At 52.0% G+C, this 14,515-nt stretch carries 17 protein-coding genes; 6 read left to right on the top strand and 11 right to left on the bottom strand.

All coding sequences use genetic code 11. The annotated features are described in order from the left end of the window. The first annotated feature begins 19 nt into the window (after positions 1-19). On the top strand, positions 20-208 hold the full coding sequence (locus tag KJS40_RS13690; protein WP_025042099.1) for a rubredoxin: 189 nt from the start codon (positions 20-22) through the stop codon (positions 206-208). Continuing rightward, entirely contained in the window at positions 209-598 is a 390-nt protein-coding gene (gene gloA, locus KJS40_RS13685) for a lactoylglutathione lyase (protein WP_213538419.1), read from the top strand. Positions 599-696: 98 nt separating this feature from the next. On the opposite strand, the gene KJS40_RS13680 is transcribed toward gloA, so the two are convergent. The 10 genes from KJS40_RS13680 to purM form a co-directional block, all read right to left on the bottom strand. Further along, a complete protein-coding gene (locus KJS40_RS13680) occupies positions 697-993 on the bottom strand; it encodes a hypothetical protein (RefSeq protein WP_213538418.1) in 297 nt (98 codons plus the stop codon). A 102-nt stretch (positions 994-1,095) separates the two neighbouring features. Next, positions 1,096-1,350: a hypothetical protein gene (locus tag KJS40_RS13675; protein WP_213538417.1), complete on the bottom strand. Its 255-nt coding sequence runs from the start codon at positions 1,348-1,350 to the stop codon at positions 1,096-1,098. 288 nt (positions 1,351-1,638) lie between these two features. Next, positions 1,639-3,618, bottom strand: a complete 1,980-nt coding sequence (locus tag KJS40_RS13670; RefSeq protein ID WP_244859614.1) for a DUF4105 domain-containing protein — start codon at positions 3,616-3,618, stop codon at positions 1,639-1,641. Between the two features lie 175 nt (positions 3,619-3,793). Then, positions 3,794-4,303 carry a DUF3015 domain-containing protein gene (locus KJS40_RS13665; protein ID WP_213538416.1) on the bottom strand — a complete coding sequence of 170 codons (510 nt, stop codon included), beginning with the start codon at positions 4,301-4,303 and terminating at the stop codon, positions 3,794-3,796. Between the two features lie 223 nt (positions 4,304-4,526). After that, on the bottom strand, positions 4,527-5,801 hold the full coding sequence (locus KJS40_RS13660) for a mechanosensitive ion channel domain-containing protein (protein WP_213538415.1): 1,275 nt from the start codon (positions 5,799-5,801) through the stop codon (positions 4,527-4,529). A gap of 21 nt (positions 5,802-5,822) precedes the next feature. Beyond that, complete coding sequence (locus KJS40_RS13655; RefSeq protein WP_213538414.1) at positions 5,823-6,419, bottom strand: phospholipase D family protein; 597 nt, start codon at positions 6,417-6,419, stop codon at positions 5,823-5,825. Then, entirely contained in the window at positions 6,416-7,681 is a 1,266-nt protein-coding gene (locus KJS40_RS13650; RefSeq protein WP_213538413.1) for an RsmB/NOP family class I SAM-dependent RNA methyltransferase, read from the bottom strand. Before KJS40_RS13650 ends, KJS40_RS13655 begins: the two co-directional genes overlap by 4 nt. Positions 7,682-7,801: 120 nt before the next feature. Next, complete coding sequence (locus KJS40_RS13645; RefSeq protein WP_213538412.1) at positions 7,802-8,560, bottom strand: DUF3108 domain-containing protein; 759 nt, start codon at positions 8,558-8,560, stop codon at positions 7,802-7,804. Next, positions 8,557-9,195, bottom strand: coding sequence for a phosphoribosylglycinamide formyltransferase (purN, locus tag KJS40_RS13640; protein ID WP_213538411.1), 639 nt, complete (start codon positions 9,193-9,195; stop codon positions 8,557-8,559). Before purN ends, KJS40_RS13645 begins: the two co-directional genes overlap by 4 nt. A gap of 45 nt (positions 9,196-9,240) precedes the next feature. Next, a complete protein-coding gene (purM, locus tag KJS40_RS13635; RefSeq protein ID WP_213538410.1) occupies positions 9,241-10,305 on the bottom strand; it encodes a phosphoribosylformylglycinamidine cyclo-ligase in 1,065 nt (354 codons plus the stop codon). A gap of 173 nt (positions 10,306-10,478) precedes the next feature. Here purM and hda point away from each other — a divergent pair, with 173 nt between their 5' ends. The 4 genes from hda (at position 10,479) to KJS40_RS13615 (ending at position 13,803) form a co-directional block, all read left to right on the top strand. Beyond that, positions 10,479-11,156, top strand: coding sequence for a DnaA regulatory inactivator Hda (gene hda, locus KJS40_RS13630; RefSeq protein WP_213538409.1), 678 nt, complete (start codon positions 10,479-10,481; stop codon positions 11,154-11,156). Further along, entirely contained in the window at positions 11,153-11,815 is a 663-nt protein-coding gene (locus tag KJS40_RS13625; RefSeq protein ID WP_213538408.1) for an HAD family hydrolase, read from the top strand. Before hda ends, KJS40_RS13625 begins: the two co-directional genes overlap by 4 nt. 143 nt (positions 11,816-11,958) lie before the next feature. Continuing rightward, complete coding sequence (locus tag KJS40_RS13620) at positions 11,959-12,936, top strand: iron ABC transporter permease (RefSeq protein WP_244859613.1); 978 nt, start codon at positions 11,959-11,961, stop codon at positions 12,934-12,936. A gap of 165 nt (positions 12,937-13,101) precedes the next feature. After that, positions 13,102-13,803, top strand: coding sequence for a 4'-phosphopantetheinyl transferase superfamily protein (locus KJS40_RS13615; RefSeq protein WP_213538407.1), 702 nt, complete (start codon positions 13,102-13,104; stop codon positions 13,801-13,803). Positions 13,804-13,834: 31 nt separating this feature from the next. On the opposite strand, the gene KJS40_RS13610 is transcribed toward KJS40_RS13615, so the two are convergent. Next, on the bottom strand, positions 13,835-14,470 hold the full coding sequence (locus tag KJS40_RS13610; protein ID WP_213538406.1) for a class I SAM-dependent methyltransferase: 636 nt from the start codon (positions 14,468-14,470) through the stop codon (positions 13,835-13,837). Positions 14,471-14,515 lie beyond the last annotated feature (45 nt).

Raw genomic sequence — 14,515 nt, 5'->3', positions numbered from 1 at the left:
CAAATTACTCTTACTCATCATGCCTACTACCGAAACTCGGGTTTACCGCTGTTACATGTGTCTCATTTGCGGATACGTATACGACGAAGCCGAGGGCTCGCCGCAAGAAGGCATTCCTCCGGGAACTCGGTGGGAAGACGTCCCGATGAATTGGACCTGTCCGGAATGCGCTGCGCGCAAAGAGGATTTTGAGATGGTGGAAATTTAAATGCGTATTCTTCATACCATGCTGCGTGTGGGCGACCTGGAAAAATCCATCGCTTTTTACACCGATGTGCTGGGAATGAAGATGCTGCGCCGGAAGGATTATCCCGAGGGAAAATTTACCCTGGCATTTGTCGGCTATCAGGATGAGGCGGGTGGCGCCGTATTGGAGCTGACCCATAACTGGGATGTGAAAAAATACGATCTGGGTACTGGCTATGGCCATATCGCCATAGAAGTGGATAACGCTTATGACGCTTGCGAAGAAGTGAGAAAGCGTGGCGGTAACATTACACGTGAGGCCGGGCCGATGAAGCATGGCGCCACGGTGATTGCATTCGTGGAAGATCCGGACGGTTACAAGATCGAGTTGATACAGAAAAAGGTGGCATAGGCCGCGTTATTGGCGACACCTGCCTGATGTCAGCGAGAAACGGCGCTTGAAAGAATGAATGGCCGGCTCTTATCGCCTAATACAAGATTTAGACACAGTCAAAGAATGTCATTATCCTGCTTTTCCTGCCATGTGAGATATAACACGGCAATCGCGATGATCGCGACGGGCAGGATAACGTAAAAGCCCAGCGCGAAACCTGCACCTTCGCCGTGATCATGAGAGGGTGATGTGCTTATTATCTTGTAGCCGTGAAGCAGGCTGATCATGAGGACCAAAACAAGACCCGCCAGGCGGCGGTTCTGAATCAAGATCCGCCCAACCATCCGGTTAAGCAAGTGTGCAGCGTAGTAGCCAATGAAGTACACCGCGACATAGAAGATCAAAGCACCCATGAGAGCCTCTGGATTTCTTAATTTACCAAGTCATAACCTGCCTGAAGTCCCTCACTCCCTTCATTAGCCCGTCTTCAGCGCTTAAAGTGTGACCAGCAATAACTACTTTCCATCGTCCGCGATTCCAGACGTGGCTGAGTAATTCCGGTCACTCTTTTTATTTTCAGCATCCATTTTCTTCTCGGTCTTTTTACTATCGGCTTGGGGTTGCTGCCCCTTTTTCCCGTCGCGGCTTTTTGCCTCATCCGCTGAAATAATTTTTGCAGCCTTGGACCAAGGGAATTCCTGAGCCTCCTTCTGCGCAAAAACTTGCGTGGAAAATAGTGCAAAGAATAAGATTAGCGTAGTTGTCTTCATGAGTTCTAATGTGTAATAAACAGAATAAGTCCTGGAATAACTTGTTTTGGTACGTCAGCAGCAGCTGGAGCGAAAGTAACTGGGTAAGCCTTTTTTACAGTGGCTCCAAGCTTCCTTTATCAACAAGTCATTGATATCGCATTATGTTATCTAAAATCTGTTTCTATATCAAGGAGGTGCGGCTCCGATGTAGAGGGTAAATAAACGGCCTGGTCTGTAGCAAATGATCTGTCCGGTTCATGTTTCCCGGCTAATTTTTCGCTGCGATTCTTAAAGTCCCACAGGCTGCTAGAAGAAATAATTGGCCGAAAAAATTCCTTCATTATTATGATCATAGCGATTCAATTCGAACCTTATATCAAGATCCTGGGAGAGTGCATAGCGGGTAATGAAATGAGCAGTGAAAAAACGTTTGCTTTCACCAAGGACAAAAATTTGATAACTGCCTGCAAGTTTGATCCTCCAATTTTCGGTTACGTCGTAATACGTACCTATTTCCACATCGCCACCCAAACGGAAATTTTGTTTCAAATGTTCGGAAAACTCTGTTTTCAGATCGGCAAAGGAATATAGCAGCAAGGGTGAAAAAAAATCCGGTCGATAGGAAAAACCCCTCCCATATGTGCCCTGGATGGAATTGCAGTAGTTACAGTTGCGGTCTCTTAGCGTCTCGACCCCCAGGTCTACACGCCAGGAAGGTTTGGCAAATAAGGCATCGTAGGGATTAAGCGCCGTAATGGAAAGAATTTTTGCCTGATCCAGTCTCACCCGGTCGGACTCCAGGTAATACCGAAGCTTGAAGTCCATAAAAATAATTTCCGAGTTTTTATCGTACCCCACATCCTTGGCCATCAAATCGTGATAAACCGGACGATAAGCGAATTCCAGGAAAGGCTCCCACTTATTGTGCCCGATTCCCAATCTAAAGCGATCCGTACCGTGACCCTGGTCTGGGCGGCTCGATAAGCGTGTGATAGTATCTATAGGCCCATCATTAGTAGCTGGCAGGCGGCTTCTCGCCAGCAAAACGGAACGCGGAATTTTTATTTCTCCGGTACTCTTTTCCTGCATGCTTTGATACTGCAAGTAGTCCATATAAGCGTTTAGTACAAGTGCTTGCGATGGAGCGGAAAGGCCTTTGAAGGCAGCACTTTCCGGTAATATTTCTCCTTTGACCATACGTTGCAATATCCGCTTCTCATCATCGACCATCTTGAGTCTCTTATGATTCATCTGACTGAGCACTGAGGGTCGATATACCACCTGTTTTACCAGTTCGTCCTGCGCCATCAGAGTTTTTACCGTATCGGTCGGGATCACACTGAAAGAAAACGGATCTTTTAATCGAAGATCAGGATTGGCAACCTCCAGCAGGGAAAGCACATGGTATGAGCAGTTTTCCTGAAAATAAAAATAATCAAAATATGTTCCACCTAATTCCCATAGGTGCAGAAGCATCGTGTTCAGCTGATCTTCGGTAAATTGGAGCTCATACTCCCAAAGATCGCGGCTTTCCAGATTATTGTATTCCTGCACCTTCGTGTAATAAGGGAAAATCGCGAAGCGGCCTGGGAACGCACCTATCAAACCTTTGAACGCGTATAGAAACGCATTGTCCGTGTCGGGAACCGCGGCATAGTTTGCACCGTAGTTCATCAAGTTATTACCGCTGCCTGTTCTCCGGCTATCAATGCGTAGCAGGGTATGTCCAAACATGGAGGCGGGATTGTCCATGAAATAAGACGCGAACACCAACGTCGCCCCGACTGGATCCAAAGTCTTCATCCAGCGGTCGAGTCGATCGCATGCTTGTATTTCCAGGCGATTGAGGTCTAATGTCAGTTGCTGATTCAACCATTTGAAGCGGGCGGGAAAGTTACACTGCGGATGCTCTTTGCCCTTCGCAATCTCGGCTGCTGGAACAAAGAAGCTTGAGAGGGTTGCTAATAACTCTGACTCCGGATCGGTTTTTCCTTGTGGAGAGTTGAAAAAATCCATTCCATCGGCTTCACTGGTCATGCCGAGAAAAAGTTTCTTGTCGTACTTTAAAAGCAGGTGCCAGACACGTTCATCGGCAAGCTTTTTTTGTTTGGCTTGGTGTTGTAATTCAGCCAGATAATCAGCAGTGACTTTTTGTTCGGAATGAGCCGTTACAGGAAGAAAGCAAAACCAGAAAAATATTCCGGCTACCAGCAGCCTGTCGGACTTGAAGAATCGCAGCGAAAAAGTGACTGGGTGAGGGCAGATTTTGCGGATTTTGAAGACCAATAGTTATTCTATTGGCTGAAAAAGCGGCGAAATGTGAACCAGCCAGACGCTTTTACAGCCGATTTCCTTTAAGTCCGACAGGCTGCCAGGCAAACAGGCTGCACGAAGGAATCATTGGAGTGATAACAATATAGAAACGGACACAGGTTTTCACCTGTATCCGTTTCTGATTTTTTTAGTTCAACGCGGATAGCTTGATATCACACGATTTTGCAAGTGTAGGATGGCGAGTTATTTGATTTTCAAGCTGGCTCAGTAATTCAGTTGAGTTTGCTTGATCACTCGCTACTAAATTGTCGAATTTCTCCTGAACCATCGTGCCAAATTCTTGATGACTTGCTGCGGGACATTGATACAAGCTGGCCAGGGTATACAGATTTTCACCTTTACCTTGCGCCATTTCCTTGATCAGGCTGGTGTAATTCTCCTGTGCAAATACTTCACGCTCCTTACTCATGTTTACCAGGCCATGATCACCGCAATTTGAAGTGCCGGACGTTATTCCGAAAGTTTGATTTCCGAATGTTGAATTGGTTGTTGAAGCGAAAACCTGCGACGCACCTGGTTTTGATCCCATGAGCTCCGACCCTAGTCCACAACCCGCTGCGCCATAGCCAGCCGCAAAAACAGAAACAGGAAGTAAAAATAGAGAAGCTGCTACTGCAATCCGACTATATCGTTTCATAATACTCTCTCCATAAAGAAGTTGACTATCATCCAAACCCAAATAGAAACATCGAATTTCCAGCTAAAACGACAGGAAAACGTTCTAGGAAAAATAAGGCCTTTTCCACTAAAACGTGTTGAATTTACGGAAGGTCTTTCAGGTTGTCAAATACTATATTTATAACCGGGCGGCATACATGCTCTTGAGTTGGCTGTTACCAAAGGGCACTCTACGTTCATCCTCATCGCTCTTTCAGGAGAAGAGGCTGCTGTGGCGGGACCGGAATCTCGATGCCGTGTTTTTGGAATTCAGACCAGATTTCAATGTTGAGGCCGGATCGTAGCCGAAGCGCCCCACCCTCGGGATCTTCTACCCACACGAACAGCTCCAGATTGATCCCGCCGGCGGCGAAGTCCTTCAAAAATACAGCCGGCTCCGGATTGTCCAATATTTGTTGCCGCTTTTTAGCGGCGTCCAGCATGATGTCCATCGCGACCTCAACGGAGCTGGTGTAACTGATCTGGAATGGCAGGATCAGCCGTAATCGGTGGTCCGAAAAATTCTGACTAATAACCGTTGAAGTAATGAAAGTATCATTGGGAATAAGGGCTTCGGTACCATCGTCGCTCTTGAGTACCACATACCGGGTCGTGAGTGAGGTGACTTCACCCTTGCGGCCGTCCACTGTAACGATATCGCCAATATGCAGTGAATGATCCAGAAGAATGATGAAACCGCTTATGTAATTGCTGGCGATTTTCTGTAAACCCAATCCGAGCCCGACGCCAAGCGCGCCCCCGAACACGGATAAAATGGTGATATCTACGCCGACCAATGGCAGCGCGATCAGCACGCCCACAAGTATCAGTACCGTGCGGCTGATTTTCGACAGAATCACGCGTTGATTGATATCCAGCGCTTTGGCATCCATGATGCGTGCCTCAAGCGAACTGGCGAGCCAGAGCGCTACCAGCATGCTGACTGTGAACGCGAGGATGCCTTGTACGATCAGCAATACCGAAAGGCGCTGTTTGCCGATGTGGAACGAAATATCATCGAGAAATATCAGGATCTCCGGCAGAAGACCCGTTACATACAGCGCCAGTCCAATCCACACCGTCCAGCCGATAAATCGCTCCCACGGGTGGAGCCATTCCTGACCCGAAAAAACCCTGCGCAGCATATAGACGGCTGCGCGAATCAGCGCGAGCGCAAATAACAACGGGACGACGATGTTGAGTAGATGAGTCAAATACCAATGACTCAACGCCCACCTGCCGAAAACGACCAGGACAAGCGCGAAGAGAGGGAACAGGAGGCGGCCCATGCTGCGCGCGCTGATATTCAGCGTGCGGCCGCTTACCTGTGGAGCGATACGGATCATCGCCTGCCGCCGCAACCACCAGGAGAGCCCCAGACCTGCAGTCAGCACGGCAATCTGCCACAGGACGCTGACTTCCTGTGCGCCGGTGATCAGATCGCGTAACAAATTCTGAAACCCGTTATTGGATTGCATGAGGCAGGGCGGTAGCGGGTTCTACCGGTAGGACTGAGAGTGCTTGTAGTGACGATGCCAGTTTTGGAGATAAAGATCAGTGAGAGCCGCGTTGCCGCGTATCACCAGCACATTCTCCGCATTCCTGTACTGCGCCGCGTGGGTAAAATTGAAGCTGCCGGTAATCAGGGTTGCGTCAGGACTGCCCGCGTCGATCACCATGACTTTGTTATGTGCGCTGGTGTGATCGGAGTCCGTGAAAACCGGCACGCCCTCAGCTGCGATCTTTGAAATCAGGCTGGTGGGGATACGATGGGTTTGGTCCTTATCGGCAATTACCTTGACGTCCACGCCGCGACGCTTCGCTGCAATTAACGCGTCGGCGATTTTGCGGTGGGTAAAGCTGAACGTCTGCACCAGCACCTGATGGTGTGCACTATCGATAGTGTCGGCGATAAGCTTGCCAGCATCATCTCCTGGCGTAAACGCCGCTTGTACCGTGCCAGAGGCGGGAAGAACAAGCGGAGGTTTATGGTCACGACTGGAAGTGGGTTCGAACCCTGCTGCATGAGGTGCCGCAAATAGAATCGCCAGATAGCCGGCGACGGAAAGAGTGGCGCAGCGGCGTAGCGATATCATGCTTCACTCTTCGCCAATTCCAGCGCAGCGGCAAAAAAACCATCCGTACTGTGCAGGCCGGGCGACAGTTGCAGGAATGCGCCGGTGTCCAGGGGGATTTTTTGCTGTATCAATAGCTCGGCGCAATTCAACTGTATGAAGCGGGGGTGGCTGTTTAAAAAGTGATCGACGATTTCCTGGTTCTCCTCCGGCAGGAAACTGCAGGTAGCATAGACCAGCCTGCCGCCGGGCTTGAGCAGATTGGCGGCGGACGCCAGAATGGCTGTCTGCTTGCGCTTGAGTTCTTCTATGCTTTGCGGGGATTGTCGCCACTTCAAATCCGGATTACGCCGCAACGTCCCGAGGCCGCTGCATGGGGCATCCACCAGTACGCGGTCGATTTTTCCCGTCAGGCGTTTCACCTTGATATCATTTTCATTAGTGATGAGCTGGGGGTACAGATTGGACAAGCCGGAACGCTTGAGGCGCGGTTTAAGGTTGTTCAGCCGCTTTTCAGAATTATCCAACGCATAGATGCGCCCTTGCGAACGCATCAGGGCGCCTAGCATCAGCGATTTTCCTCCAGCACCCGCACAGAAATCGACCACCATGTCGCGGCGCTTCGGTCCGAGCAGATAGCCCAGCAACTGGCTGCCTTCGTCCTGGATCTCCACCTTGCCGGTGACGAATAGTTCGTGGCGATTGATAGCGGGCTTCCCCGCAAGGCGGATACCGATGGGCGAATAAGGGGTCGCGCTGCCTTCAATGCCGTCTTTGCCCAGTACTGCAAGAACTTCGTCGCGATTCGCCAGCAGCGTATTGACACGTAGATCGAGCGGCGCCGCTTGTTGCAGCGACCGTCCCAGATCGAGTATCTCGCTGTCGCTCATGAAAGTGCGCAGCTTTTCCACCAACCAGACCGGGAACTCAGCCTGGACGTCAAGTGGCTGCGCTTCCAGCGATACCGACTTGATTCCCGCGAGCGACTTTGCTTCCGTTTCGCTAACGAGCGATATCAGCTCGCGCATATTCAAACCCTGGAATCTGGCCAGATAAGCAAGCAGCAACGAACGGGGAGTGGCAATATCAACCGCGCTCTCGATAAAAAACCGGTGGCGTAAAATGCCGAATACGGTTTCCGCGACAAATGCGCGATCATTTACTCCAAGTGTCGGGTTCTCTCGGAAAAAATGCCGCAGTATCGAATCTGCAGGATGTTCCAGTGGAAGCACGGCACGTAATGCAGCGGTAGCCATGTCCAGATGAGCAGGAGTGAGACGCATCTATTGTCGATTATTGGGGAAAGCAGGGGCGAGGGATGCGCGGCCCGCATGGGCGCGCTCGTAAAAACAACAAGCTGGCAGGACCGTATCAGCTGATATCGATTACCGGCCGTTTTTCAATCAGCGCAGGCGTCCCTGTTTAAAACTGCCGGCCATTTTGTCCGTGTAGCTTATGTTGGTAACCATCTGATCCGTAACAATGCCCATTTTCTCAGCTGCAACGATGCGCACCGGCAACATGTGATGGTCAACAGCAAGCCAGATTTTCTTGTCGCGCTGGCCTTCACCTTCCAGCCGCTTTGTCAGCACGATGGTTTCGAGTTTACCCATGGGCGTGTCCAGCATTTCTTTTCCAACTGTATAGTGGACCAATTCGAGGTGCTTGCCATCGGTTTCATGGAGGTCGATCACCTTGCCTGAGACAGCAGAGGCAGATGCGAACATGAAGCTGTAGGGCAGGCTCAGCTTGTCCTGAACGTCGGCAGGCAAGGCCTTTTGCTCTTCTCCGCGCTTATGTTGAAGCGTCAACAGCTTCTTGTCCCAGTCGAAAATAGCTACCTTGGGTATCTTTTTGCCATGCTGATCCGAAAAACGTCCGGGGCGCAATGCCCCTTGTGCTGTAATGGTTCCCTGGCTGTCACGCACCACGCTTTCGGGTTGTGTCAGCGCCAGTAGTCCTATGGCACGGGATTCGCTATTGATCTCATAGCTACGTTTACCACTTTCCTGCCTGATTTTCAACGTATCGTTCACTTCGCCTTCGAGCGCGCCGGATGTTATCGAATAGCTGATATCGACCCGGGCGGGGACATCAGCGGCACCAGCGGAGAAAACCGAAAAACTTAAGCCCCACAGCAACGCAATGGATAAATATTTCATTTGTATAATTCCGGTGAGTATAAAACTGAGTTGTCGATTCCGGCGTTGCTCACTTCAACATGATTATCGGAGAGCTTCAGCCGGTCTTCCATAAACCACCGCACGGCTGCGGGGTAAATGCGGTGTTCCTGTTGCAGTACCCGTGCCGCGAGAGTTTCCTCGGTATCGTCCGGTAATATCTGGACTGCGGCCTGGACGATTATTGGGCCGCGATCCATCTGGGAGGTAACGAAATGTACCGTACAGCCATGTATCTTTACACCTTCCTGCAACGCCTGCCTGTGACTATGGAGGCCTGGAAAAGCGGGCAGCAATGAGGGATGAACGTTCATTAGCTTCCCCCGATAACGGTCGACAAAATCATCTCCCAGAATCCGCATGAAGCCCGCGAGCACAATCAGGTCGGGCTCATAAGCATCGATTGCATCGGCCAGCGCGGCGTCAAACGCCCGTCGTTCGGAATAGGACCGTTGATCCAGCACCCTGGTTTCATAACCATGCATTTTTGCAATCTCAAGTCCTGGTGCATCAGGCTTGTTGCTGATGACTGCAGCGATCCTGACGGGGAGCTTTGCTTCGATCAGCGCTTGCATGTTGCTGCCGCGACCGGAGATGAGGATCACGAGAGATTTCATTATTTCTGTAGCGGGACTCGGCTTATTATTTACATGCACTGCCGATTACTCGAAGATTGTTTGCGCTTCATCCGCATGGCGCTGCCGAATCATGCCTATATGCCACACGGTCTCGCCAGCGGACCGCAAAAGCCGCATTGCAGTATCGGCAAGTTCCGGCGCCACTACCAGCGCCATGCCAATGCCGCAGTTGAACACACGCTGCATTTCCTGTTCGTTCACATTGCCTTGCTGCCGAAGCCAGTGAAAAAGGGGAGGCATATCCCATGCATCGCGTTTCAATATCGCTGTGACGCCTTCCGGCAGGACACGCGGGATATTTTCCGTCAAGCCGCCGCCCGTAATATGTGCCATGCCTTTGACCGGCAGATGCTTCATCAGTTCGAGCAACGGTTTCACATAAATGCGCGTCGGCGCCATGATGACATCAATTAACGCTTTACCGTGGAAATCCGCTGACAAATCCGTATTATTTTTCTCGATGATCTTGCGGATCAGCGAATAGCCGTTGGAATGTGCGCCGCTGGAAGCAAGTCCCAATACCGCGTCGCCTTCCCGAATGGTCAAGCCGGTGATAATCCGGTCTTTCTCGACGGCGCCTACCGCAAAGCCGGCAAGATCGTATTCCCCCTCCGGGTACATGCCCGGCATTTCGGCGGTCTCGCCGCCGATCAAGGCGCATCCCGCCTGTTCGCAGCCCTTTGCAATGCCTTTCACAACGCGGGTGGCCGTTTCCACGTCCAATTTCCCGCACGCGAAATAGTCCAGGAAGAACAGCGGTTCCGCGCCTTGCACCAGGATGTCGTTGACGCTCATTGCCACCAGGTCGATACCGATACTGTCGTGCTGGCCGGACTGGAATGCAAGCTTCAATTTGGTGCCCACGCCATCGGTGCCCGCTACCAGCACCGGATTACGATATTTTTTCGAAATCTCGAACAATGCTCCGAAGCCGCCTATGCCGGCGAGTACTTCCGGACGCATGGTACACTTGGCATAGGGCTTGATGTTCTCCACCAGGCGGTCACCCGCGTTGATGTCCACGCCCGCGTCGCGGTAGGACAAATGGATGGAGTCAGGGTTCGGATGCTCGGATTTGGATGAAGTCAAGTTGAGTTCTCGCCTTATTGCAGATAGAGTGCCATTTTCAAAAACGGCAATTTTACCGTAAATGGCCACGAGAGTCGCTGCTTCGTGTATGACTTCGACATGTCATGGTCAGCCATCGTCAATACACGATCGACAACTCATGGGCAACAACCCAACAACTTTATACCCCGTAAATGAAGCAACTGCTGCTGGATATCGCCCCATCGCCGCCGCCCACGCTGGTTAATTTCGTGCCGGGGCGCAATACCGAGCTATTGCAGACCCTGGATAATATACTTGCCGGATCGGAGCGCGAGCGTTTTATTTATTTGTGGGGTGGCGCCGGGTGCGGCAAAAGTCATTTGCTGCAGGCGATAGCGGGGATACATATGCACCATAAAATGAATACAGCATATTTCGCGTGTGACGCAAACACCAGTTTCGCCGCAGGCAGCGAAGCCGATTGCGTAACCGTAGACGACGTGGACCGGCTCAACGCCAAGGCGCAAATCGGCTTGTTTAATCTCTATAATCATATTCGTGACGAGGCTCACGCGTTACTTCTGGTGAGTGGCACGGTCGCCCCGGCACAATTGAAATTGCGCGAAGACCTTGTTACGCGCCTGGGATGGGGTTTGGTGTATCAAGTTCATGAATTGACCGACGAGGAAAAAATAAAAGCCATGAAAAGTCATGCAACCCGCCGCGGGCTTGATTTATCGCAGGAGGTATGCGACTACCTGCTCCGGCACCAACGCCGCGACTTGCCGTCTTTGATGGCTACGCTTGATGCGTTGGACAGCTATTCGCTGGCTAGTCAGCGTAAGGTCACCGTTCCGCTGGTGCGTGAATTATTGCGGGCAGCATCATGAATCTGGCGCTGTTTGACCTCGACAATACGCTTCTGGCCGGGGATAGCGATTTCCAGTGGGCGCAATTCCTGATCGAGCAGCGCGTGCTCGACCGTGAAGTGTACGAAGCCCAGAATGTCGAATTCTACGAGCAATATAAATCCGGAACGCTGGATATACATGAGTTTTTGGATTTTCAGTTGAAGCCGTTGTCGCGTCATCCCCGAAGCCAGCTTGATGCCTGGCACAGCGAATTCATGAAGGAAAGAATTCTGCCATTGATAACACCGGACGCGCGCGAGTTGATTAACCAGCATATGCTCGGCAGGGATCTATGCATCATCATCACCGCTACCAATCGATTTGTAACCGAGCCGATCGCACGGGAACTGGGAATAAGCAATCTGATCGCTACCGAGGCGGAGCAGCGGGATGGTGAATACACGGGCCGGGTTTCGGGCCTGCCCTGTTTCAGGGAAGGCAAGATAACGCGACTGGAAAACTGGCTGGATGAGCATAACCTGACATGGCTATCGTTTCTGGAAAGCTGGTTCTACAGCGATTCGTTGAACGACCTTCCGCTACTCAACAAGGTTACCCACCCGGTCGCGGTGGATCCCGACGCAACCCTCAAGGCTCATGCGGAAAAAAAAGGGTGGCCCATCATCAGCCTGCGATAACCTGGATAATGATTCAGGAACGCTAGGCCCGGGCCGCGATGGTAGTAGCAAAAGCAGAAAACACGACAAAGCTTTCTTGTTGATTTTGTTATTGGCTCGGGGTCTGGCGTGCTGATCCTTCGCAAACTGGCCTGAGCGCCCGAGTGAGTTCCGCCAAACATCCTTTATTGCTGCTGATTTTCTTCTTTCTGCTGGGTCTTGGCAGTCTGTTTACCGGACTACTGTTCGGCAGCGTGGATATCCCAATCCTCGGCATTATCGATATCCTGTTGTGGCCGACCGATAGCATCACGCACCAGATCATCTGGCAGTTGCGCTTGCCGCGCGTGGCAGCCGCATTTGCCTGTGGCGGCCTGCTGGCCTTGGCGGGTGCGCTATTGCAGGTTCTGCTGCGTAATCCCCTGGCTGACCCTTATATTCTGGGCGTATCGGGCGGGGCGGCAGTCGGTGCGCTCCTTGCGATGCTGCTGGGATGGGGGCTCGTCTTGACCAATCTGACGTCGTTGGCTGGCGCACTGACGGCAATTGCCATTGTGTTCGGCTTGAGCTTTCGTGCCGGCGACTGGAATCTTTACCGGTTGCTCCTGACGGGCGTGGTACTGTCCGCTGGCTGTACGGCGCTGACTACCTTGATCCTGACGCTGGCGCCCGCCCGCGATATAAAAGGCATGCTATTCTGGCTGATGGGCGATATTTCGCGCGCTGAAGAGCTGACGCCCGCATGGGCGATGCTTATCATCGTAACGGCTTTGAGCATGCTTTTTTCCGGCAGCCTCAACGTTCTGAGCCTCGGCCAGATGAAGGCGAAAACGCTTGGCGTGGCGGTACTGCCACTGCAGATCGGCATCTACTTTTGCGCTTCATTGGCGACCGTATCCGCGCTGATGCTGGCGGGCGCCATCGGATTTGTCGGCCTGATCGTGCCGCACGCCGTGCGCTTGCTGGGCATTAACGATTTTCGCTGGCTGCTGCCCTTGTCGGTGCTCTCCGGAGGCAGTTTTCTCACATTGGCCGATACCCTGGCTCGTACGTTGTGGGCACCGCAGCAATTGCCCGTGGGCGTGCTGACGGCATTGCTGGGCGTACCGATGCTGTTGATGTTGCTGTCGAGAAAGCATTGATCGTTTCGAGTCTGTCTCAAACGGAGGTTGCCATTCGATGAACCTGCTCCAGTATCGCGCGTTACCGGCCAGGAGATGAATTCTGTAAGTTCAGCATCAACCCCCGAACGATCCCTTGAGTGGCTACCCACTGAATTGCCTGCAGGGACAGTTCACCTCTGGTATATGTCCATCGCGGACACGAAGATTCCGTTCGATCATTATCTATCCATTCTCGACGAGGAAGAGCGACACCAGGCAAATCGGTTCCATTTCGATCACGATCGGGTCCGGTTCGTTCTGGGTCGTGCTTCCCTGCGTTGCCTATTGGCGCGATACACGGATTCCGATCCTGCTCTCATCCGATTTAAGCAGAACCGCTACGGTAAGCCGTTTCTCCAACATCCGGCCAGTTCTGTTCAGTTCAACGTAACGCATTCCGGCGACTGTATTTTCCACGCGATCACGCATGGAACCGAGGTCGGGGTAGACGTTGAAGTCATCCGCGATTCCGCTGGGCTTGCATCAATTGCTTCATATTTTTCTGCCGGCGAACAAGGCTGGCTATCGGCAACGGATTCTCAGGCGTGGAATAGCGCGTTCTTCACACTATGGGTCTGCAAGGAGGCTTACATAAAGGCGCTTGGCCGAGGGTTTTCAAAGCCTTTGAACAGCTTCGAAATTAGCTTCGCAATGGGAAAAGAGGGAGTGGAACCAAGAATTCTCTTCGACTCCGGTGATGCTGCTGCCCCAGGCTTATGGAGGCTGGTGATTTTTGAGCCCGGTCGGAACGTGCTGGGCTGTCTCGCCGCTAACCGTGATTGTAAAATAGTCGAGTTGCGTGAATACGGCTCCGGCACATTGTTGCGGCGGATATCCCTGGTGTAAGAGAAAGCCCTGCGTCAGGCTATCGCGAACTTCAACGAGTCCGCACGAAGCACTGAATATAGGCGTCTCCGGTGTCGTTCTTGACATAATCGGTGGTCGCGTATGATGCATAGGATCGTCGCTCGACGACGATGCGATCGAAGTGATGGACGAACTGCCAACGTAGTACCGGTCGTGTGGAGAAGCAGGGGATGAAAACGCCGCCTCGCCGCAGGGCGCGCGTAACCGCCGGCATGACTTCCGCCCATAGCCCCTCATCGTCCCATAACGTCACGGGGACAAGGTAGGGATCGAAAAAAATGCCGTCGAGGCTCTCCGGTTCGATCTCCTGGATATATTCAAAAAAATCCGCGTGAACGATCTCCAGCGCCGGCGGCGGCGATGGATTTCGCTCGCGGAAGAGTTCTATCACCTGGGGAAATTTTTCGATTACGGTGTGATGAAGGGTGGCTGGGTTGCTCGCGATGCGCAGTGCCGAGATGCCCAGTCCCAGGCCCACCTCCAGGAACTGCGAGCCATATTTGCAGAGAATGTCCGCGGATTCCCACATCAACGCCGTTTCCCACCCTTGCATCGCCTGACCGTCTTCGATGAGGAGAGTGACTTCATCCCCATCCCCTTCTATGAGCTTTATCTCCGGGTTTTCTATTTGCTGTATCTCGTTCATTGTGCTTTCTCCTCAAAATGCATCATCATCCTAGATCCGTCAGTT

Source organism: Nitrosospira sp. NRS527, assembly GCF_018406445.1.
GTDB lineage: Bacteria > Pseudomonadota > Gammaproteobacteria > Burkholderiales > Nitrosomonadaceae > Nitrosospira > Nitrosospira briensis.
Note: the sequence above shows the minus strand (reverse complement) of the source record. Positions and strands in the feature narration are given on the sequence as shown.

Excerpts from the sequence above, each read along its gene's own strand:
- KJS40_RS13690 (WP_025042099.1), top strand. The coding sequence starts at position 20 with ATGCCTACTACCGAAACTCGGGTTTACCGCTGTTACATGTGTCTCATT.
- gloA (WP_213538419.1), top strand. The coding sequence starts at position 209 with ATGCGTATTCTTCATACCATGCTGCGTGTGGGCGACCTGGAAAAATCC.
- KJS40_RS13680 (WP_213538418.1), bottom strand. The coding sequence starts at position 993 with ATGGGTGCTTTGATCTTCTATGTCGCGGTGTACTTCATTGGCTACTAC.
- KJS40_RS13675 (WP_213538417.1), bottom strand. The coding sequence starts at position 1,350 with ATGAAGACAACTACGCTAATCTTATTCTTTGCACTATTTTCCACGCAA.
- KJS40_RS13665 (WP_213538416.1), bottom strand. The coding sequence starts at position 4,303 with ATGAAACGATATAGTCGGATTGCAGTAGCAGCTTCTCTATTTTTACTT.
- KJS40_RS13660 (WP_213538415.1), bottom strand. The coding sequence starts at position 5,801 with ATGCAATCCAATAACGGGTTTCAGAATTTGTTACGCGATCTGATCACC.
- KJS40_RS13655 (WP_213538414.1), bottom strand. The coding sequence starts at position 6,419 with ATGATATCGCTACGCCGCTGCGCCACTCTTTCCGTCGCCGGCTATCTG.
- KJS40_RS13650 (WP_213538413.1), bottom strand. The coding sequence starts at position 7,681 with ATGCGTCTCACTCCTGCTCATCTGGACATGGCTACCGCTGCATTACGT.
- KJS40_RS13645 (WP_213538412.1), bottom strand. The coding sequence starts at position 8,560 with ATGAAATATTTATCCATTGCGTTGCTGTGGGGCTTAAGTTTTTCGGTT.
- purN (WP_213538411.1), bottom strand. The coding sequence starts at position 9,195 with ATGAAATCTCTCGTGATCCTCATCTCCGGTCGCGGCAGCAACATGCAA.
- hda (WP_213538409.1), top strand. The coding sequence starts at position 10,479 with ATGAAGCAACTGCTGCTGGATATCGCCCCATCGCCGCCGCCCACGCTG.
- KJS40_RS13625 (WP_213538408.1), top strand. The coding sequence starts at position 11,153 with ATGAATCTGGCGCTGTTTGACCTCGACAATACGCTTCTGGCCGGGGAT.
- KJS40_RS13615 (WP_213538407.1), top strand. The coding sequence starts at position 13,102 with ATGTCCATCGCGGACACGAAGATTCCGTTCGATCATTATCTATCCATT.
- KJS40_RS13610 (WP_213538406.1), bottom strand. The coding sequence starts at position 14,470 with ATGAACGAGATACAGCAAATAGAAAACCCGGAGATAAAGCTCATAGAA.